Genomic DNA, 17324 nt, shown 5'->3' with positions numbered 1-17324 from the left:
AAAAAAGCCCTGCTGTAAAAGCAGGGCTTTGTGTTTCGGTTACCAGCGTGGGCCGCCGTAGTAGCCATGAGGCCGACCGTAATAGCCGCGCGGCGGGCCGTAATACACCGGGGCCGGCTGCACGTAGACCGGTTGTTGCACGTACACCGGCGCTGGCTGGTAGTAGACCGGTGGTGGTGGTTGCTGCACGTAGACCGGTTGTGGCTGAACATAAACCGGCTGTTGTTGCACATACACCGGTCGATCCTGGTTGATCAGCGCCGAGCCGATGATGGCCGAGCCGACGATCGCGCCAAACACCGCAGGGCCTTGCCAGCCGTGGCCACCACCGGCTTCTGCCTGACCTGTGACCGCAAGTGCGCCAATCAACAAGGCCATAATGGGGAGTTTACGAATCATGATAATTCCTCGGTTCTTCGACCCGGCGGCAGGGCCTGCACCAGGCCCACAGTTGTCGCGGGGATACTTCTAAGACAGCGAGATTCTGAAAATCAGCACAGCTGTTGGGTAAATTTTGTGTAAGGTCTGTACCGGCTTCTTTACCAAGCCAAGTGATGGCCCCGGAACACGTTTAAACACGCCCCTATGATCGTTCAGAAGCCGCTGGGCTGGCTAATCCCGTTTATCCGAAAGTGCGTTTGAAGGAGAAGTTTCATGCAGATGAACCCGAACAAAGACACCCAGTTGTGCATGTCCCTGTCGGGGCGCCCGGGGAATTTCGGTCTGCGTTTTCACAACCATTTGTATGAGCAGTTGGGTCTGAACTTCTATTACAAGGCGTTCAGCAGCCAGGACCTGACCGGCGCGGTCGGCGGGATTCGCGCCTTGGGCATCCGTGGTTGCGGCGTGTCGATGCCGTTCAAGGAAGCGTGCATTGCGCTGGTTGATGAACTGGATGCGTCGGCGGCGGCGATCCAGTCGATCAACACCATCGTCAACACCGCCGGCCACCTCAAGGCTTACAACACTGATTACATCGCCGTTGCGCAGTTGCTGGAAACCCACGCGGTGCCCAAGGAATCGACGTTTGCCCTGCGAGGCAGCGGCGGCATGGCCAAAGCGGTGGCCAGTGCCCTGCGTGATGGTGGCTACAAAAACGGTTTGATTGTTGCGCGTAACGAGCGCGCCGGGCGTGCGCTGGCGGATTCGCTGGGTTATCGCTGGCAGGCGGAACTGGGTGATGAACGTCCGCAGATGCTGATCAATGTGACGCCGGTGGGCATGGACGGCGGGCCGGAGGCGGGACAGTTGGCGTTTGAACCGGAGGTGATAAAAGCTGCCGAAACGGTGTTTGATGTGGTCGCGATTCCGTCGGAGACGCCGTTGATCGTGCGTGGCCGGGCCGAGGGCAAAAAGGTCATCACCGGGCTTGAGGTGATTGCGATTCAGGCGCTGGAGCAGTTTGTGCTGTACACCGGCGTGCGCCCGACTGAAGAGCAATTCGCGGCGGCGGTGGCGTTTGCCCGTAGCTGATCATTGAGTTGTGTAGGGGCCTTACCGGCCCCATCGCTGGCAAGCCAGCTCCCACAGGTATCGGGGCGGAGCATAAATATGTGAGCAGCCCCAGGCCCCATCGCTGGCTTGCCAGCGATGAATTCACCTCGGTTTATCCTGTTGCCTATACTGCCTCACCAGCAAGCCCAGACTTGCCCACCACAAAAACCGTGACCGAGGCTCCCATGCATCCGCCCATACTCAACCTGCATCAGGTCGAACTCGAACCCCTGCCCGAAGCCCTTGCCCCGCAAGGCGAAACCGCCGGCCGCTACCAACAGCGCATGGCGCGAATTGGCCAGCAATTGGGTTCGCAGAAACTCGGTTATCGCCTGTACGCCCTGCCACCGGGCATGCGTGGCAGTCCGTTTCACAGCCATCGGGTCAATGAAGAAATGTTTTACGTGGTGGCCGGGGAGGGCGAGGTACGTCTTGGCGTCGAGCGTTTTCCGATCCGCGAAGGCGACGTGATTGCTTGCCCGCCGGGTGGGCCGGAGAAGGCGCATCAGATCATCAATACCAGCTCGGGCGAACTGCGTTATCTGGCGGTGAGTACACAGCAGCAACCGGACATTTGCGAATACCCGGATTCGAACAAGTACGTGGTGATGGATAACTTCAAGGTGGATGCCGAGGGCAATGCCTCAGGTTTTGTGGCTGTGGCACGGCAGGCGGATGGTGTGGATTACTGGGAGGGTGAATAACCCCAGGATCTGAAGCCTGATGAATAACCCCTGTGGGAGCGAGCCTGCTCGCGAATGCGGTGTGTCATTCAAAAATGATCTGGTTGACACAACCTCTTCGCGAGCAGGCTCGATCCCACAATAAAACGGTGGTGATTATTCGAGGCGGGCCAGGCGCTCTTCCAGCGCCGCAATCCGCGCTTCCAGCTCTTCGATGCGTTCTACGGAAACGCCGGCGCTCGATCGATCCTGCGGATTCTGCCGTGCCGCCATGATCGCCTCGCTATCCGCCGGATCACCCAGCGCATGGGTATAACGATCTTCGCGCTGCCCGGCCTGGCGCGGAATCAGCACCGCCAGCCCGCGCGCAATCAAGCGCTCAAGCTGATGCACCACCTGTTCGGCGTCTTCGAAATCATGCATGCGTCCGCTGCGGGTCAGCAGCTCATTGACGGTTTGCGGACCGCGCAGAAACATCAGTCCGCTGAGAATCACCTGCGCCGGCACCAGTTCCAGCGCCTTGTCGACCTTATGCTCCCAGCGGTCGGCTCGGCTGCCCATCACCAGTTTGGCGAAACCGCGGCTTTCGAGAGCGCGCAAGCTCTGGCCGACCTGGCCTTGGGTCAGGTTCATCACCGGTTCGCGACTGGTTTTCTGATTGCAGGCCAGCACCAGCGCATTGAGGGTCAGCGGGTAGGTTTCCGGGCTGGTCGCCTGTTTCTCGATCAGCGCACCAAGGATGCGGATTTCCGTGGCATTGAGCCGTGGTTCGTCGAAGCTGGATTCTGTCTCTGTGGTCATCGCGCGTTCCCTCTGCAGTCGAAGGCGCCTAGCCTAATCCTTGCCAAACAAAAGGCAAGCCGTGTGGTCATCAAGCATGGCTATAATCGCCTCCTTGTTCCACCCAGCCACCACACGAGACTGCCATGACCATTTCCCTGTACGCCGCATCCGTCCCGGTATTTCAACAAATGCTCAACGCCCTGAGCGATGTACTGAAAAAGGCTGAAGCCCACGCCACCGAGAAAAACATCGACCCGAACGCGTTCCTGCAGGCCCGCCTGTACCCGGACATGTTCCCGCTGACCCGCCAGGTGCAGATCGCCGTCGATTTCGCCAAAGGTGTTTCGGCACGTCTGGCCGAAGTCGAGCTGCCGAAATACGACGACACAGAAACCACCTTCGCCGAGCTGCAAGCCCTGATCGCCAAGGTTCTGGCCTTTATCGGCGAGATCAAGCCAGAGCAGATCAATGGCAAGGAAGGCATCGAAATCGTCACCCGTCCGGGCACGCCGAAAGAGAAGCGCTTCAGTGGCCAGTCGTACCTGCTGACTTACGGTCTGCCGCAGTTCTTCTTCCACGTCACCACCACCTATGCGCTGCTGCGTCATAACGGTGTTGAAGTGGGTAAACGCGATTACATGGGCGCGTTCTAAAAAGTCAAAAGCCCCTCACCCTAGCCCTCTCCCGGAGGGAGAGGGGACTGATCGCGTTGTTTGTTCGAGATACGCCGACCTGAACTATCAAGTCGAACTCAGGTTTGAACAGCACTCGGTCTGCCCCCTTTCCCCCTCGCCCCCCTTGGGGGGAGAGGGTTGGGGTGAGGGGGGAAAAGATCTCAGCCACAAAAAAGCCCGCCAAGGTTCACACCTCGGCGGGCTTTTCATTTTCCATTGTGGGAGCGAGCCTGCTCGCGAATGCAGTGTGTCAGGCGACATCTATGTCAACTGACCCACCCCTTCGCGAGCAGGCTCGCTCCCACAGGGTAAGACGGTTACGCCGTACGTTGGGCTTTCGCTTCCTCACCCAGGCACGCCGCAGCGGTGAACAGCACGTCTGTCGACGAGTTCAGCGCGGTCTCCGCCGAATCCTGCAGCACACCGATGATGAAACCGACTGCTACCACCTGCATGGCGATTTCGCTCGGAATGCCAAACAGGCTGCACGCCAGCGGAATCAGCAGCAGCGAACCGCCAGCCACACCCGAAGCGCCACAGGCACAAATCGCCGCAACAACGCTGAGCAGGATGGCGGTCGGGATGTCCACGGCGATGCCCAGTGTGTGCACGGCTGCCAGGGTCAACACGGTGATGGTGATCGCCGCGCCAGCCATGTTGATGGTCGCGCCCAGCGGGATCGACACCGAATAGGTGTCTTCATGCAGGCCCAGACGCTTGCTCAATTCCAGATTGACCGGAATGTTCGCCGCCGAGCTGCGGGTGAAGAACGCGGTGATCCCGCTTTCACGCAGGCACTTGAGTGTCAGCGGGTACGGGTTGCGACGCAGTTTCCAGAACACGATCAACGGGTTCATCACCAGCGCCACGAACAGCATGCAGCCGAGCAGCACGGCCAGCAGGTGCGCGTAACCGATCAGTGCGCCGAAACCGGAGGTGGCCAGCGTCGAAGCCACCAGACCGAAAATGCCCAGCGGCGCGAAGCGAATCACCACACGCACGATTACCGTCACGCCATTGGACAGATCACCCAGCACTTCGCGGGTGGTGTCGCCGGCATGACGAATCGCGATGCCCATGCCGATCGCCCACGCCAGAATGCCGATGAAGTTGGCGTTCATCAGCGCGCTGACCGGGTTGTCGACCACGCTCAACAGCAGGCTCTGCAGCACTTCGCCGATACCGCCCGGCGCCGTCACCGAGACGTTGTCGGTCGACAATACCAGGTGCGACGGGAACGCCATGCTCGCGACCACCGCCACGACTGCTGCCGCGAAGGTGCCCAGCAGATAGAGGAACAGGATCGGGCGGATATGGGTTTCCTGACCGTGCTTGTGGTTGGCAATCGAGGCCATCACCAGCACGAACACCAGAATCGGTGCGACGGCTTTCAATGCAGATACAAACACTTTGCCGATGAACGCCGTGCCTTTCGCCGCTTCCGGGGCGAACATCGCCAGGGCGATACCGGCGATCAGGCCGATGACGATCTGCGTGACCAGGCTGAGGTTTTTCAGGCGTTGCAGTAGAGAAGGGGATGAAGCGGTCATAGCGGCATCTCTGATTTTTTATAGGGTGCAAGGTTGCGTAACGCGATGGCAAAACAGGGGCAGGCCACCGCCACGAACCGAAAGTGTTGTCGCGACATCAACGCCAATAAACCGGTCGTTGAACAGGCTGTACGTTTTTCAGGGCGCGGACTTTATCACAGCGTAGGCCTTATCCTTCAGGCCTGTGACGATCTGCCACCGGATCAGGCAACAAAGTCGGCAGGTTTGTGCAAGTCAGCCCGGACACACTCTGTTAAGATTGCGCATCCTTATTTTCAAATTCCGCCAGCGGGCCTCCGGGTCAACGCTGGTGTCGTCGTTTTGCTGGAGTTGCGCATGCTGTTGCCCATTCTTCTGTTGTCCGCTGCCGGGTTCACGGTGCTGACCACGGAATTCGTCATCGTCGGCCTGTTGCCGGCGATCGCCCGAGACCTCGAAGTCACCATCCCGCAGGCCGGGTTGCTGGTGACTCTATTCGCTTTTACCGTGGCGATGTTCGGGCCTTTCTTGACCGCGTATTTCGCCCGCTTCGAGCGGCGCAAACTGTTTATCAGCATCCTGATCATGTTTGGCCTGGCCAATACCGTGGCGGCGCTGGCGCCAAATATCTGGGTGATGGCGATTGCCCGGTTGATCCCGGCGCTCGGTCTGCCGGTGTTCTGGGCCCTGGCCAGTGAGACCGCCGTGGACATCGTCGGCCCGGACTTCGCCGGTCGTGCGATCGCCAAGATCGGTTTCGGCATTGTCTGCGCCACGGTGTTCGGCATCCCGGTCGGCACGCTGATTTCCGATGCGTTCGGCTGGCGTAGTGCCTTTGGCATTCTGGCGGTGATCGCGTTTGCCAAGGCATTGTTGCTGTTTGTTTATCTGCCGAAAACCAGCCTGCATCAACATCAGGTCAGCTTCCGCTCGCAATTCAAGATCCTGCGCAGTCCGCTGATGATCGGCCATATCCTGCTGTCGATCCTGGTGTTCAGCGGCATGTTTACCGCTTACACGTATCTGGCCGACATTCTTGAGCGCCTCGCCGGGTTCAACGGCACCGTGGTCGGTTGGTGCCTGATGGCGTTCGGTGCAGTCGGGCTGATCGGCAACTCCCTGGGCGGTCGTGCGGTGGACCGGCATCCGCTGGGGGCGTCGGTGTTGTTCTGTGCGTTCATGATTGCCGGCATGGTCTCGCTGGTGCCGAACATTCATTCGCCGCTGGGCTTGGCGGTGGCGATGGGGATCTGGGGCGTGACCCAGGCCGCGTTGTTCCTGGTCAGCCATGTGCGCCTGATGAAAGCCGCGCCGGAAGCGCCGGCCTTTGCCGCCTCGTTGAACATCGCCGGGGCCAATCTGGGGATCGGCCTGGGCGCCATCGTCGGTGGCCGGGTCATCGACAGTGCGGGTCTGGGCTTCCTCGGCTTTGCCGCCGCCGGGTTCATTTTGCTGTCGGTGTTCCTCGCCATGGTGCTGATGACGCTCAAACCGCGCGAAATGTGCGCCGAGGCCTCATAACGCAGTAAACAGCTCGCGTCGGGCACCTTCGGTAATCGCAACGATGCCGGGGTGCTTGACTTTGCGCTCCACCGAAATGGCATAGAACGACTCGGTCACCGCGTCGGTCTGGCCAATCAGTTCGACGCCGTACTGGCGCTTCACTTCATCGGCAATCACGCTCGGGCCGATAAAAATCCCGCTGCCGGATTGGCCGAAGGCCTGCATCAACGCACTGTCATCGAACTCGCCGACGATTTGCGGCTGGATCTGCTGCTCGGCAAACCAGCGCTGCAAGCGGCTGCGCACCACGGTTTCCGGCCCGGGAATCAACAGTGGTGCACCGTGCAGGTTGCGTGGGAAGTCCTGACCGTATTTTGCTGCCAGTTCCGGGGTGGCAAAGAAACTTATCCCGCACTCACCGAGCTTCTGGCTGTAGCCCTTGATGTCCAGGTGTGAGGGCATCGGACTGTCGGAGATCACCAGATCCAGGCGCTGAATCGCCAGATCGGCGAGCAAACGTTCGAGTTTGTCTTCGCGGCAGGTGATGCGCAGTGGCTCGTTCAGCTCCATGGTTGGCGCGATCAGGCGATAGACGATGGATTTCGGCACCACGTCAGCCACGCCGACGCGGAACAGAATTTGCTGTTCGTTGGGCTGTGCGCGCAGCATCAGTTCCAGTTCACCGCCCAGTTGAAACATTTGCTCGGCGTAGGGCAGGGCTTGTCGCCCGGCTTCGGTCAATTCGAGTTGTCGGCCGACCCGTCTGAATAATTCGATGCCGTAAGTCTGTTCGAGCAAGGAAATCTGCCCGCTGATGGTTTGTGGAGTCAGGTTCAGTTGCTCGCAGGCGCGCACGATGCTGCCGGTCTTGGCTACGACCCAGAAGTAATGCAGTTGTCGGTAATTGAGCATGGCGTTCTACAGTTCGTGAAAACCGAAGTATAGCCGCTAAAAATACGAATTTTACTGAAGTGTTTGTCTCCCTAGAATGCCCAGCCATCGACGGGTGGTCTATGGCCCTGTCTGTTCATTCGAAGGAAGCCTCATGAAATACACCATCCCCGCATTGATGTTTACGTCTTTACTGCTTCTGGCTGGTTGCGATCAAGCCGAGAAAAGTGCCCAGCAACTGATGGGCAAAGCGGCTGAAAACGCCAAGCAAGCGATCGACGACACCCATAAAGCCGCCGAGCAGGCGCTCAGCGATGCCACCGGCGGGTTGATCGAGAAGAAAGAAACACCGGAAAAAGATGCGGAACAATCCGAATCTTCCTCCAAGACCATCTAAACCGTCTTACACAGAGTCAGGACTGACCCATGGAATATCTGTTAGAACTCGCCGCCAGCCCCACCGCCTGGGTTGCTTTGGCCACACTGGTGGTGATGGAAATCGTGCTCGGCATCGATAACCTGATCTTTATTTCGATCCTGACCAACAAGCTGCCCGAGCAGCATCGGCAGAAAGCCCGCCGCATCGGTATCGGCATGGCGTTGATCCTGCGTCTGGCGCTGTTGAGCACCATCGCCTTCATCGTGCAGTTGACCGAGCCTGTGATCGAGATCCTTGGCCATGCCTTCTCCTGGAAGGACATGATCCTGATTGCCGGTGGCCTGTTCCTGGTCTGGAAAGCCACGACTGAGATCCATCACAGCATGGACCCGGCGCCGGAAGATCCGAAGTCGGCGACCTCGACGGTCACTTTGGGTTTTGCCGCAGCTATCGGCCAGATCCTGATGCTCGACATGGTGTTCTCGATCGACAGCATTATTACTGCGGTCGGCATGACCGAACACTTGCCGATCATGATCATCGCGGTGGTGGTGTCGGTACTGGTGATGCTGTTTGCTGCTGAGCCGCTGGCCAAGTTCATCAACGACAACCCGACGGTGGTGATGCTGGCCCTGGGCTTCCTGATCATGATCGGTATGACCTTGATCGCTGAAGGCTTCGGCGCCCATGTACCGAAAGGTTATGTGTATGCGGCCATGGCGTTCTCGGCCGGTATCGAGGTGCTGAACATGATGTCTCGTCGTGCGAAGCAGAAGAAGCTGGCTGAACACGCGTAACCGCCAGTAAGCCAAAAAGGCCGCTTGAACTGAGTTCAGGCGGCCTTTTTTTATTTCAGGTTTTCTATGTTCTGTAAGGCAAGCCCCTCACCCCACCCCTCTCCCGAGGGAGAGGGAGCCGATCTGTGTGGTTTTCAAACTTGAGTTCAGCTCGGTATTTCAGGTCGACGTAATTCGAGCTTGTCACTCGGTCAGTCCCCTCTCCCTCTGGGAGAGGGCTAGGGGGAGGGGCTTCTCGCTTTTGACGTAATCCTCAATGCGCGGCGGCGTGGCGTACCCGGTGCTTCTCGTTTTTTTCAACCGCAGCAGATTGAACCGGATGGTGATGATGGCGCCGCGAAATCCGCAGCACGCCCCACAACATGGCAGTGGCCACGGCCAGCCAGCCGGCAATCAACATCACAATGGTCATGGTCAGGCTCATCAGTGCCTCCTCTTTGCCCTGCATCGGGCGCCTACTTTCAATTCGCTCTGTTTCAGTGACAGTCTAGACAATAGGGTGTTTCAGACTATTGACCAAAGGTCGGTGACGACCAATCAGTTTGCTCTATGCAATCGGTATGTCTGCGGCTTAAGGCTATACCGCAGCCTGGCGTGGCCCTATGATCGCAGGCGTTGCCGGAACACGATGACCGGCGTCTGAACAGAGAGTGATGATGGTGCAGGTATTTTCCCGAATTCGTGCGGCGCTGCTGGTGGCGGGTTGTGCGGCCGTGTTGGCCGGATGTGCAGGTACTGTAGCGCCCGAGGTCAAGCGTCTGCCGGAGCGGGTCGAACTCAGCGGCACGTTCTATCGCGGCGAAGCCAATCAGAGCGGCCCGCAAGTGCTGGCCAGTCTGTTGTCGCAGCAGGGCATCGTGATCACCCCGGGGCTGCTCGAGAAACCTCTGCACTTGCCGGGTGCCGAAGACAAGTTGCAGCAGAACCTGCAAAACCTTGCCCGCGAATACGGCATGGTGGTTTATCCGCTGGACAGCAACCTGCCCGCGCTATTGACCCAGGTGGCAGCGGGGTATCCGGTGATGGTGCGTTTCAGTGAGGGTTCGGCCTTCTGGGCCGAGCCGCGATACGCGATCCTGTCCGGTTACGATCGCAACAAACAGAAGGTCTTGCTGCGCGCCGGCATGAACCGTCGCGAACTGATGAGTTTCAGCGCCTTTGAGTCGGCACTGGAAAAGTCCGGTGGCTGGGCCGTGTTGATTCAGAAGCCGTCGCAGATCCCGGCGGCCGTCGACCGTCAGCGCTGGCTCAAAGCGGCGGATGAACTGGCCCAGGCCGGTCAGGAAAACGAAGCGGTGCAGGCGCGCAAGGCGCTGGCCGCCCATTGAGTCTCCGTTCGTCATTTGCCGGGCACGACTGCGCCCGGCAAGCCTCCTAATAATAGAACCCGTGTTCCGCGGGTGAATCAGGAGGCGACATGACAGATTCCCAAGCACCCAAAGGCCCGCACTCGTCCGAGCATGCTTCGGGAGATGATCTGGGATTTGATCCGGACTCGCCCGACCTCGATGATCCACAAGTCGATCCTGTCGGCCCCGCCAAGGCGCCCCTCGACGTCGAGCCCGGCGAGGACGCCAAGAAGCCGGCCAAGCCTTATGACCCGTTAGCCAATCTGAAACCTTGAAGTGAGGTGCGTATGAGTACCGATTCGAGCTTCGATGACCAAAAAAACCCGGACAGTGTTCCGACGACGCCAGAACCTGAGATTGATCCGGTGCTGGACCCGGACAGCCCGTTGCGCGACCCGATGGCCCGGCCCAATGTGCTCACGCCTGAGCCTGCGCGGGATCCAAGCGCGGGCGATGGCATCCCTGATGACGACAAGATGCCGCTGCCCAATGACTGATTCACAGATGAAAAAAAGCCCCGAGGATTCGGGGCTTTTTCTTGTGCGAAGTTACTTGGACGCTTCAACCACGCCGCTCTGGCGCGATTTGAGGTTTTTCTCGGCCTTGTATTGCTGAGCCACCGCAGGAACGCTGGCGCTCCTGCCGGTTTCGACCCAGCTGCGAATGCGGCTGGCGTCGGCAAAGTGGGTGTATTTGCCGAACGCATCGAGAATCACCAAAGCGACCGGGCGGTTGCCCATTCTTGTCACCAGGACCAGGCAATGACCGGCAGGATTGGTGAAACCGGTTTTGGTGATCTTGATGTCCCAGTCGGCTTTATTGACCAAGTGATCGGTATTGCGGAAACCCAAGGTGTAGTTGGGTTTGCGGAACGACACGGTCTTTTCCTTGGTGGTGGTGAGTTCGCTGAGGATTGGGTATTTGTGCGCGGCCACCAGCAGCTTGCTCAGGTCGCGGGCAGTGGATACGTTGCGCTCCGACAGACCTGTCGGCTCGACGAAGTGTGTGCTGGTCATCCCCAGTGCCTTGGCCTTGGCGTTCATCGCCGCGATAAAGGCGGCGTAGCCTCCCGGATAGTGGTGCGCGAGGCTGGCGGCGGCGCGGTTCTCCGAAGACATCAAGGCGATCAGCAGCATCTCGCGACGCGGCAGCTCACTCTTGAGTTTGACTCGGGAGAACACGCCCTTCATTTCCGGCGTGTTGCTGATATCGACATTGATCCATTCGTCCATGTTTTGCCGGGCTTCAACCACAACCAAACCGGTCATCAACTTGCTGACAGAGGCGATCGGTACGATCACGTCAGGGTTGCTGGAGTAAATGACTTTGTTGGTCTGCATATCCATGAGCAGGGCGCTGCCGGAAGCGATCTTCAGGGTCGAAGCATCACGTGGGGCAGCGGTGGTTTCCGCAGCGTTGATCGTAGGCGTGATGAATGTGCCTGTAAAAGCAAAAAACAGGCTCAGAATCGAAAGACGAATTTTCACGCGGGCGAACTCATAAAGGTTGGATATTCCGTTAGTTTGTAACGGGTTATTACTTCAAAGCGTCGCATTCTAGGAGTATGGCTGAAGATCTGTCGATGGTTGTTTGAGCGGCCTGAAAATCTCGTGAAAAGACCTGTAAAAAGAGGGGTTTCCGGCGAACGGTTACAGTTTTTTCTCAGGCATGAAAAAACCCGCACAAGGCGGGTTTTTCTTATTGCTGAAAGTACCGATCAAGCGTGCAGGGTTTCTGCCGCATAGAGGGTGTTTTCCAGCAGGCAGGCGCGGGTCATCGGGCCTACGCCGCCCGGTACCGGGGTGATCCAGCCAGCGCGGGGCAGGGCGGTTTCGTAGACAACGTCGCCGACCAGTTTGCCGTCGTCCTGGCGGTTGATACCGACGTCTATCACGATCGCGCCTTCCTTGATCCACTCGCCTTTGACCAGACCCGGCTTGCCGGCGGCTACCACTACCAGATCGGCACGACCCACGTGGCCGGCCAGATCCTTGGTGAAACGGTGGGTCACGGTCACGGTGCAACCGGCCAGCAGCAGCTCCATCGCCATCGGACGACCGACGATGTTGGACGCGCCGACAACCACTGCGTCCATGCCATAAAGATCAGCGCCAGTGCTTTCCAGCAAGGTCATGATGCCTTTAGGCGTGCATGGACGCAGCAGCGGAATGCGCTGGGCCAGACGGCCGACGTTATAAGGGTGGAAACCGTCGACGTCTTTGTCCGGGCGGATACGCTCCAACAGTCTGGAGGCGTCCAGGTGCTCGGGCAGCGGCAACTGCAGCAGGATGCCGTCGATTGCAGGGTCGTCGTTGAGGCGATCGATCAGATCGGTCAACGCGTCTTGCGTGGTGTCGGAGGGCAGGTCGTAGGCTTGAGAGAGGAAGCCAACCTCTTCACAGTCTTTACGCTTGTGCGAGACATAAACCTGAGAGGCAGGATCGCTGCCGACCAGGATCACCGCGAGGCCGGGAGTGCGCAGGCCTTGCTGGCGACGCTCGGCAACTCGTTGGGCGATCTGCTGGCGCAGGCTGGCGGCGATCGATTTGCCGTCGATTAGTTGTGCAGTCATTGCGCGTGATTAACCATCGAGAGGGGAAAAAATGAGAACGCATTCTCGCATGTCGAGCGGTGGGGGCAAAGGCGCTTGGTCAGCAAATTCCTCTAACCCCTTTAATTAAATGAATTTTTTTCAAAAAGGATTTGACGACCTTCGGAGCGCTCTATACTATTCGTCGCACTTGTCGGGCACAGCCTAGCACTGGTTAAGAAGGTGAAGCGGAATCAAGGTTCTGCAACACTGGAAAGCACTTAGTTTGTAGTCCTTTAAGAGTACAGATTAATAAGGCGCCCGTAGCTCAGCTGGATAGAGCATCCGCCTTCTAAGCGGATGGTCGCAGGTTCGAGTCCTGCCGGGTGCGCCATTAGGCAGCATTGGCACAAGTAGCGCGATATGGTGGGCGTAGCTCAGTTGGTAGAGCACGGGATTGTGACTCCCGTTGTCGTGGGTTCGATCCCCATCGTCCACCCCATATTTCGAAAGGCGCCAGATGTAACAGTCTGGCGCCTTTGCTTTAAAAGCTTCATCCGCGGATGTGGTGGAATTGGTAGACACACTGGATTTAGGTTCCAGCGCCGCGAGGCGTAAGAGTTCGAGTCTCTTCATCCGCACCAATTAAAGCTTCATTCATGTCTTCGGGCTGGTGAGGTTTCAACAAAGAAGTTGTTTGGCTTTTTTGTTACGCAATATGGTGGGCGTAGCTCAGTTGGTAGAGCACGGGATTGTGACTCCCGTTGTCGTGGGTTCGATCCCCATCGTCCACCCCATATTTCGAAAGGCGCCAGATTTAACAGTCTGGCGCCTTTTTTGTTTTAGCGCTTCTGAAAGGCGGCGATTGCCGGTTTCGGGGTGCAGGGGCAGGGCGCTTCGTCGTATTTATGTTGCTCGATGATGCTGTGCTGCTCGCCGGACTTGCTTGCAGGTTCGGCCGTCAGGGACTGATTGGCAGCCTCTTCTATATATAGAAGCGGTTGGCGCAGAGCCCTGGCGTGATTGGTTGTATTCGCCTGTGGGACGCGCTGCATCCGTGCATCGATCCCTATAAATTGCCTGCTGTTTTTTTACCCGTTTTCAGTAGGGTGACTTCTTGAGTTTGACCCACTAGAATGCATGCCCTTGATTCTGGGGTCGGAAACGGCCGGCTAACGTCTGTGCAACGAGGAATATCCATGCAAGTTTCTGTTGAAAATACTACTGCTCTCGAGCGCCGCATGAGCGTCACCGTGCCGGCTGAGCGCATCGAGACTCAGGTCAACAAGCGTCTGCAACAGACTGCCCAAAAGGCCAAGATTGCTGGCTTCCGTCCAGGCAAAGTGCCAATGAGCGAAATCAAGCGCCGTTTCGGTGCTGATGCTCGTCAGGAAGCTGTAGGCGACGTGATCCAGTCCTCCTTCTACGAAGCTGTGGTTGAGCAGAAGCTGAACCCTGCTGGTTCGCCATCGATCGAGCCTAAGTCGCTCGAAGCTGGCAAAGACCTGGAATACGTTGCTGTATTCGAAGTGTTCCCTGAGTTCACCGTTGCCGGTTTCGAAGGCATCACTGTTGAGCGCCTGAGCGCTGACGTGGCTGACGCTGACCTGGACAAAATGCTCGACATCCTGCGCAAGCAGAACACTCGTTTTGAAGTGGCCGATCGCGCTGCCCAGAACGAAGACCAACTGAACATCGATTTCGTTGGCAAGGTTGACGGCGAAGTATTCGCTGGTGGTTCCGCCAAGGGCACTCAGCTTGTGCTGGGTTCCGGCCGCATGATCCCGGGCTTCGAAGAAGGCCTGGTTGGCGCTAAGGCTGGCGAAGAGCGCGTTCTGAACCTGACCTTCCCAGAGGACTATCAGAACCTGGACCTGGCTGGCAAAACCGCCGAGTTCACCGTGACTGTCAACACTGTTTCCGAGCCTAAGCTGCCTGAGCTGAACGAAGAGTTCTTCGCTCAATTCGGCATCAAGGAAAGCGGCATCGACGGTTTCCGCACCGAAGTTCGCAAGAACATGGAGCGTGAACTGCGTCAGGCGATCAAATCCAAGGTCAAGAATCAGGTAATGGACGGTCTGCTGGCCACCAACCCGATCGAAGTGCCTAAGGCTCTGCTGTCCAACGAAGTTGACCGTCTGCGCGTGCAGGCTGTTCAGCAGTTCGGCGGTAACATCAAGCCTGACCAACTGCCGGCCGAGCTGTTCGAAGAGCAAGCCAAGCGCCGCGTCGTGCTGGGTCTGATCGTTGCTGAGGTGGTCAAGCAGTTCGATCTGAAGCCTGACGAAGCTCGCGTTCGCGAAATGATTCAGGAAATGGCTTCCGCTTACCAGGAGCCTGAGCAGGTTGTGTCGTGGTACTACAAGAACGAGCAGCAACTGAACGAAGTGCGTTCGGTTGTGCTGGAAGAACAAGTTGTGGATACTGTTCTGCAGAAAGCTAGTGTGACCGATAAAGCGGTCTCTTACGAAGAAGCAGTCAAGCCGGTAGAAGCTCCAGCAGCCGACTGATTGATTTAGCGCTAAGAAGTACACACCATAAGCCAGCTCTCGAGCTGGCTTATGCGTATTCAAGACATAACTATTTGGGAGCGACTGCAGAGCATGTTCCGTAATTCTTATATTCAGCAGAACTCTGATATCCAGGCCGCCGGCGGCCTGGTCCCGATGGTTGTCGAGCAATCTGCTCGTGGCGAACGCGCCTATGACATCTATTCGCGCCTGCTCAAGGAGCGAGTGATCTTTCTGGTTGGTCCGGTAGAGGACTACATGGCCAACCTGATCTGCGCGCAACTGCTGTTCCTTGAAGCGGAAAACCCGGACAAGGACATCCATCTCTACATCAACTCACCGGGCGGTTCGGTGACAGCGGGCATGTCGATCTACGACACCATGCAGTTCATCAAGCCGAACGTGTCTACCACCTGCATCGGCCAGGCCTGCAGCATGGGTGCGTTCCTGCTGACCGCAGGTGCCCCGGGCAAGCGTTTCTGCCTGCCGAACTCGCGCGTGATGATTCACCAGCCACTGGGCGGTTTCCAGGGCCAGGCGTCGGACATCGAAATCCACGCCAAGGAAATCCTCTTCATTCGCGAGCGTCTGAACACGCTGATGGCCAAGCACAGCGGGCGTACTCTGGAAGAAATCGAGCGCGACACCAATCGCGACAACTTCATGAGTGCAGAAGCTGCGAAGGAATATGGCCTGATCGACGAAGTGATCAACCAGCGCCCAGCTTAAAATAAGCAGCTCAAAATAGGCTTGGTCGGCTTGTCTGATCAGCGGCGGGCTTGAAAAAGCCCGCAATAGCCTTCATCTTGTGTTGCAAGCCTATCGGATTTGGATCGAACGAATGACTGACACCCGCAACGGCGAGGACAACGGCAAGCTGCTCTATTGCTCCTTCTGTGGCAAAAGCCAGCATGAAGTGCGCAAATTGATTGCCGGCCCCTCGGTCTTTATCTGCGACGAGTGCGTCGACCTGTGCAATGACATCATCCGCGAGGAGGTGCAGGAAGCCCAGGCCGAAAGCAGCGCGCATAAATTGCCTTCGCCTAAAGAAATCAGCGGCATCCTTGACCAGTACGTCATTGGTCAGGAGCGTGCGAAAAAGGTTTTGGCCGTAGCGGTGTACAACCACTACAAGCGCCTGAACCAGCGTGACAAAAAGGCTGACGACGTCGAACTCGGCAAGAGCAACATCCTGCTGATCGGCCCGACAGGCTCCGGTAAAACCCTGCTGGCCGAAACACTGGCCCGCTTGCTGAACGTTCCGTTCACCATTGCCGACGCAACCACCCTCACCGAGGCGGGTTACGTGGGTGAAGATGTCGAGAACATCATTCAGAAGCTGCTGCAGAAGTGCGATTACGACGTAGAGAAGGCCCAGATGGGTATTGTCTACATCGACGAAATCGACAAGATTTCCCGCAAGTCCGACAACCCGTCGATCACCCGGGACGTTTCCGGTGAAGGCGTGCAACAGGCCTTGTTGAAGTTGATCGAAGGCACGGTCGCTTCCGTACCGCCGCAAGGTGGTCGCAAGCACCCGCAGCAGGAATTCCTGCAGGTCGACACCCGTAACATCCTGTTCATCTGCGGTGGTGCGTTCTCCGGTCTGGAAAAGGTTATTCAAAACCGTTCCACCAAGGGCGGCATCGGTTTCAACGCAGAAGTGCGCAGCAAGGAAGAAGGCAAGAAAGTCGGTGAATCCCTGCGTGAAGTCGAGCCTGACGATCTGGTCAAGTTCGGTCTGATCCCGGAGTTCGTCGGTCGTCTGCCGGTCCTCGCGACGCTGGACGAACTTGATGAGGCTGCGCTGATGCAGATCCTCACCGAGCCGAAAAATGCTCTGACCAAACAGTATGCCAAGCTGTTCGAGATGGAAGGCGTGGATCTGGAATTCCGTTCCGACGCGCTGAAATCGGTCGCCAAGCGTGCCCTGGAACGTAAAACCGGTGCCCGTGGCCTGCGCTCGATTCTCGAAGGTGTACTGCTCGACACGATGTATGAAATCCCCTCGCAGTCCGAGGTGAGCAAAGTCGTGATCGATGAAAGCGTGATCGAAGGCAAGTCCAAGCCACTGTATATCTACGAAAACAGTGAGCCGACGGCCAAGGCAGCGCCGGACGCGTAAGCGCCCAGTCTGCTGCAATAAAGAAGGGGCCTTCGGGCCTCTTTTTTTTTATGTCGTTTTTTACATCCGCTTTGCGC

General features: G+C 57.8%; 19 protein-coding genes and 4 tRNA genes. 16 read left to right on the top strand and 7 right to left on the bottom strand.

The genetic code is table 11. From position 1 onward, the window contains the following. Nucleotides 1-39: 39 nt before the first annotated feature. Entirely contained in the window at nt 40-399 is a 360-nt protein-coding gene (locus tag QZR14_RS21325; RefSeq protein ID WP_187677652.1) for a hypothetical protein, read from the bottom strand. Between the two features lie 255 nt (nt 400-654). Between QZR14_RS21325 and QZR14_RS21320 the strand changes: the two genes are divergently transcribed. Together QZR14_RS21320 and QZR14_RS21315 are read left to right on the top strand one after the other, a co-directional pair. Then, nucleotides 655-1473 (top strand): shikimate 5-dehydrogenase, encoded by an 819-nt coding sequence (locus QZR14_RS21320; protein WP_250606586.1) that lies wholly within the window; start codon nt 655-657, stop codon nt 1471-1473. Nucleotides 1474-1679: 206 nt separating this feature from the next. Beyond that, nucleotides 1680-2198 carry a cupin domain-containing protein gene (locus QZR14_RS21315; RefSeq protein ID WP_311997682.1) on the top strand — a complete coding sequence of 173 codons (519 nt, stop codon included), beginning with the start codon at nt 1680-1682 and terminating at the stop codon, nt 2196-2198. Between the two features lie 135 nt (nt 2199-2333). Here the strand turns inward: QZR14_RS21315 and QZR14_RS21310 are convergent, their stop codons facing one another. Then, nucleotides 2334-2978 carry a YceH family protein gene (locus QZR14_RS21310; protein WP_311997681.1) on the bottom strand — a complete coding sequence of 215 codons (645 nt, stop codon included), beginning with the start codon at nt 2976-2978 and terminating at the stop codon, nt 2334-2336. Between the two features lie 125 nt (nt 2979-3103). Between QZR14_RS21310 and QZR14_RS21305 the strand changes: the two genes are divergently transcribed. Further along, a complete protein-coding gene (locus tag QZR14_RS21305; RefSeq protein ID WP_250606589.1) occupies nt 3104-3613 on the top strand; it encodes a DUF1993 domain-containing protein in 510 nt (169 codons plus the stop codon). Nucleotides 3614-3951: 338 nt separating this feature from the next. On the opposite strand, the gene sstT is transcribed toward QZR14_RS21305, so the two are convergent. Next, the gene (gene sstT / locus QZR14_RS21300; RefSeq protein WP_250606590.1) at nt 3952-5184 is read right to left on the bottom strand and encodes a serine/threonine transporter SstT; all 1233 of its coding nucleotides are present in this window, start codon (nt 5182-5184) and stop codon (nt 3952-3954) included. A 336-nt stretch (nt 5185-5520) separates the two neighbouring features. On the opposite strand from sstT, the gene QZR14_RS21295 reads away from it, so the two are divergent. Further along, the gene (locus QZR14_RS21295) at nt 5521-6684 is read left to right on the top strand and encodes an MFS transporter (RefSeq protein WP_250606591.1); all 1164 of its coding nucleotides are present in this window, start codon (nt 5521-5523) and stop codon (nt 6682-6684) included. Here QZR14_RS21295 and nhaR read toward each other — a convergent pair. Beyond that, complete coding sequence (gene nhaR, locus QZR14_RS21290) at nt 6679-7578, bottom strand: transcriptional activator NhaR (protein WP_250606592.1); 900 nt, start codon at nt 7576-7578, stop codon at nt 6679-6681. The genes QZR14_RS21295 and nhaR overlap by 6 nt on opposite strands. Before the next feature lie 133 nt (nt 7579-7711). Here nhaR and QZR14_RS21285 point away from each other — a divergent pair, with 133 nt between their 5' ends. Both QZR14_RS21285 and QZR14_RS21280 read left to right on the top strand, forming a co-directional pair. Beyond that, entirely contained in the window at nt 7712-7954 is a 243-nt protein-coding gene (locus tag QZR14_RS21285; protein WP_311997680.1) for a hypothetical protein, read from the top strand. Nucleotides 7955-7983: 29 nt separating this feature from the next. Then, nucleotides 7984-8733: a TerC family protein gene (locus QZR14_RS21280; protein WP_250606593.1), complete on the top strand. Its 750-nt coding sequence runs from the start codon at nt 7984-7986 to the stop codon at nt 8731-8733. A 253-nt stretch (nt 8734-8986) separates the two neighbouring features. Here the strand turns inward: QZR14_RS21280 and QZR14_RS21275 are convergent, their stop codons facing one another. Further along, nucleotides 8987-9157: a hypothetical protein gene (locus QZR14_RS21275; protein WP_250606594.1), complete on the bottom strand. Its 171-nt coding sequence runs from the start codon at nt 9155-9157 to the stop codon at nt 8987-8989. A 232-nt stretch (nt 9158-9389) separates the two neighbouring features. Between QZR14_RS21275 and QZR14_RS21270 the strand changes: the two genes are divergently transcribed. The 3 genes from QZR14_RS21270 to QZR14_RS21260 all read left to right on the top strand — a co-directional run bounded on the left by QZR14_RS21270 (nt 9390) and on the right by QZR14_RS21260 (nt 10579). Continuing rightward, complete coding sequence (locus QZR14_RS21270; protein ID WP_311997679.1) at nt 9390-10061, top strand: peptidase C39 family protein; 672 nt, start codon at nt 9390-9392, stop codon at nt 10059-10061. Between the two features lie 89 nt (nt 10062-10150). Beyond that, nucleotides 10151-10357 carry a DUF6021 family protein gene (locus tag QZR14_RS21265; protein WP_311997678.1) on the top strand — a complete coding sequence of 69 codons (207 nt, stop codon included), beginning with the start codon at nt 10151-10153 and terminating at the stop codon, nt 10355-10357. A 12-nt stretch (nt 10358-10369) separates the two neighbouring features. Further along, nucleotides 10370-10579: a hypothetical protein gene (locus QZR14_RS21260; protein ID WP_311997677.1), complete on the top strand. Its 210-nt coding sequence runs from the start codon at nt 10370-10372 to the stop codon at nt 10577-10579. 51 nt (nt 10580-10630) lie between these two features. Here the strand turns inward: QZR14_RS21260 and pbpG are convergent, their stop codons facing one another. Together pbpG and folD are read right to left on the bottom strand one after the other, a co-directional pair. Continuing rightward, nucleotides 10631-11569 (bottom strand): D-alanyl-D-alanine endopeptidase, encoded by a 939-nt coding sequence (gene pbpG, locus QZR14_RS21255; RefSeq protein ID WP_250606598.1) that lies wholly within the window; start codon nt 11567-11569, stop codon nt 10631-10633. A gap of 230 nt (nt 11570-11799) precedes the next feature. After that, a complete protein-coding gene (folD, locus tag QZR14_RS21250; protein ID WP_007917331.1) occupies nt 11800-12654 on the bottom strand; it encodes a bifunctional methylenetetrahydrofolate dehydrogenase/methenyltetrahydrofolate cyclohydrolase FolD in 855 nt (284 codons plus the stop codon). 275 nt (nt 12655-12929) lie between these two features. Here folD and QZR14_RS21245 point away from each other — a divergent pair. The 7 genes from QZR14_RS21245 to clpX all read left to right on the top strand — a co-directional run bounded on the left by QZR14_RS21245 (nt 12930) and on the right by clpX (nt 17247). Further along, nucleotides 12930-13006: transfer RNA gene (locus QZR14_RS21245), tRNA-Arg, on the top strand. A gap of 32 nt (nt 13007-13038) precedes the next feature. Continuing rightward, nucleotides 13039-13114: transfer RNA gene (locus tag QZR14_RS21240), tRNA-His, on the top strand. Nucleotides 13115-13171: 57 nt separating this feature from the next. Next, a tRNA-Leu gene (locus tag QZR14_RS21235) sits at nt 13172-13256 on the top strand. A gap of 77 nt (nt 13257-13333) precedes the next feature. Next, nucleotides 13334-13409: transfer RNA gene (locus QZR14_RS21230), tRNA-His, on the top strand. A gap of 402 nt (nt 13410-13811) precedes the next feature. Next, nucleotides 13812-15122, top strand: coding sequence for a trigger factor (gene tig, locus QZR14_RS21225; protein WP_242207556.1), 1311 nt, complete (start codon nt 13812-13814; stop codon nt 15120-15122). A 93-nt stretch (nt 15123-15215) separates the two neighbouring features. Beyond that, nucleotides 15216-15851 (top strand): ATP-dependent Clp endopeptidase proteolytic subunit ClpP, encoded by a 636-nt coding sequence (clpP, locus tag QZR14_RS21220; protein WP_007951559.1) that lies wholly within the window; start codon nt 15216-15218, stop codon nt 15849-15851. A 112-nt stretch (nt 15852-15963) separates the two neighbouring features. Continuing rightward, nucleotides 15964-17247, top strand: coding sequence for an ATP-dependent Clp protease ATP-binding subunit ClpX (gene clpX / locus QZR14_RS21215; protein ID WP_016775335.1), 1284 nt, complete (start codon nt 15964-15966; stop codon nt 17245-17247). The last annotated feature ends 77 nt before the right edge of the window (nt 17248-17324 follow it).

The organism is Pseudomonas sp. rhizo66 (genome assembly GCF_031931925.1).
In the GTDB taxonomy this organism is placed as follows: domain Bacteria; phylum Pseudomonadota; class Gammaproteobacteria; order Pseudomonadales; family Pseudomonadaceae; genus Aquipseudomonas.
The sequence above is the reverse complement of the archived record's forward strand: the minus strand, read 5'-3'. Positions and strand labels throughout refer to the sequence as shown.

What these genes read in the sequence shown, in the direction of transcription:
- QZR14_RS21325 (WP_187677652.1), bottom strand. Translation starts at nt 399, where the DNA reads ATGATTCGTAAACTCCCCATTATGGCCTTGTTGATTGGCGCACTTGCG.
- QZR14_RS21320 (WP_250606586.1), top strand. Translation starts at nt 655, where the DNA reads ATGCAGATGAACCCGAACAAAGACACCCAGTTGTGCATGTCCCTGTCG.
- QZR14_RS21315 (WP_311997682.1), top strand. Translation starts at nt 1,680, where the DNA reads ATGCATCCGCCCATACTCAACCTGCATCAGGTCGAACTCGAACCCCTG.
- QZR14_RS21310 (WP_311997681.1), bottom strand. Translation starts at nt 2,978, where the DNA reads ATGACCACAGAGACAGAATCCAGCTTCGACGAACCACGGCTCAATGCC.
- QZR14_RS21305 (WP_250606589.1), top strand. Translation starts at nt 3,104, where the DNA reads ATGACCATTTCCCTGTACGCCGCATCCGTCCCGGTATTTCAACAAATG.
- sstT (WP_250606590.1), bottom strand. Translation starts at nt 5,184, where the DNA reads ATGACCGCTTCATCCCCTTCTCTACTGCAACGCCTGAAAAACCTCAGC.
- QZR14_RS21295 (WP_250606591.1), top strand. Translation starts at nt 5,521, where the DNA reads ATGCTGTTGCCCATTCTTCTGTTGTCCGCTGCCGGGTTCACGGTGCTG.
- nhaR (WP_250606592.1), bottom strand. Translation starts at nt 7,578, where the DNA reads ATGCTCAATTACCGACAACTGCATTACTTCTGGGTCGTAGCCAAGACC.
- QZR14_RS21285 (WP_311997680.1), top strand. Translation starts at nt 7,712, where the DNA reads ATGAAATACACCATCCCCGCATTGATGTTTACGTCTTTACTGCTTCTG.
- QZR14_RS21280 (WP_250606593.1), top strand. Translation starts at nt 7,984, where the DNA reads ATGGAATATCTGTTAGAACTCGCCGCCAGCCCCACCGCCTGGGTTGCT.
- QZR14_RS21275 (WP_250606594.1), bottom strand. Translation starts at nt 9,157, where the DNA reads ATGAGCCTGACCATGACCATTGTGATGTTGATTGCCGGCTGGCTGGCC.
- QZR14_RS21270 (WP_311997679.1), top strand. Translation starts at nt 9,390, where the DNA reads ATGGTGCAGGTATTTTCCCGAATTCGTGCGGCGCTGCTGGTGGCGGGT.
- QZR14_RS21265 (WP_311997678.1), top strand. Translation starts at nt 10,151, where the DNA reads ATGACAGATTCCCAAGCACCCAAAGGCCCGCACTCGTCCGAGCATGCT.
- QZR14_RS21260 (WP_311997677.1), top strand. Translation starts at nt 10,370, where the DNA reads ATGAGTACCGATTCGAGCTTCGATGACCAAAAAAACCCGGACAGTGTT.
- folD (WP_007917331.1), bottom strand. Translation starts at nt 12,654, where the DNA reads ATGACTGCACAACTAATCGACGGCAAATCGATCGCCGCCAGCCTGCGC.
- tig (WP_242207556.1), top strand. Translation starts at nt 13,812, where the DNA reads ATGCAAGTTTCTGTTGAAAATACTACTGCTCTCGAGCGCCGCATGAGC.
- clpP (WP_007951559.1), top strand. Translation starts at nt 15,216, where the DNA reads ATGTTCCGTAATTCTTATATTCAGCAGAACTCTGATATCCAGGCCGCC.
- clpX (WP_016775335.1), top strand. Translation starts at nt 15,964, where the DNA reads ATGACTGACACCCGCAACGGCGAGGACAACGGCAAGCTGCTCTATTGC.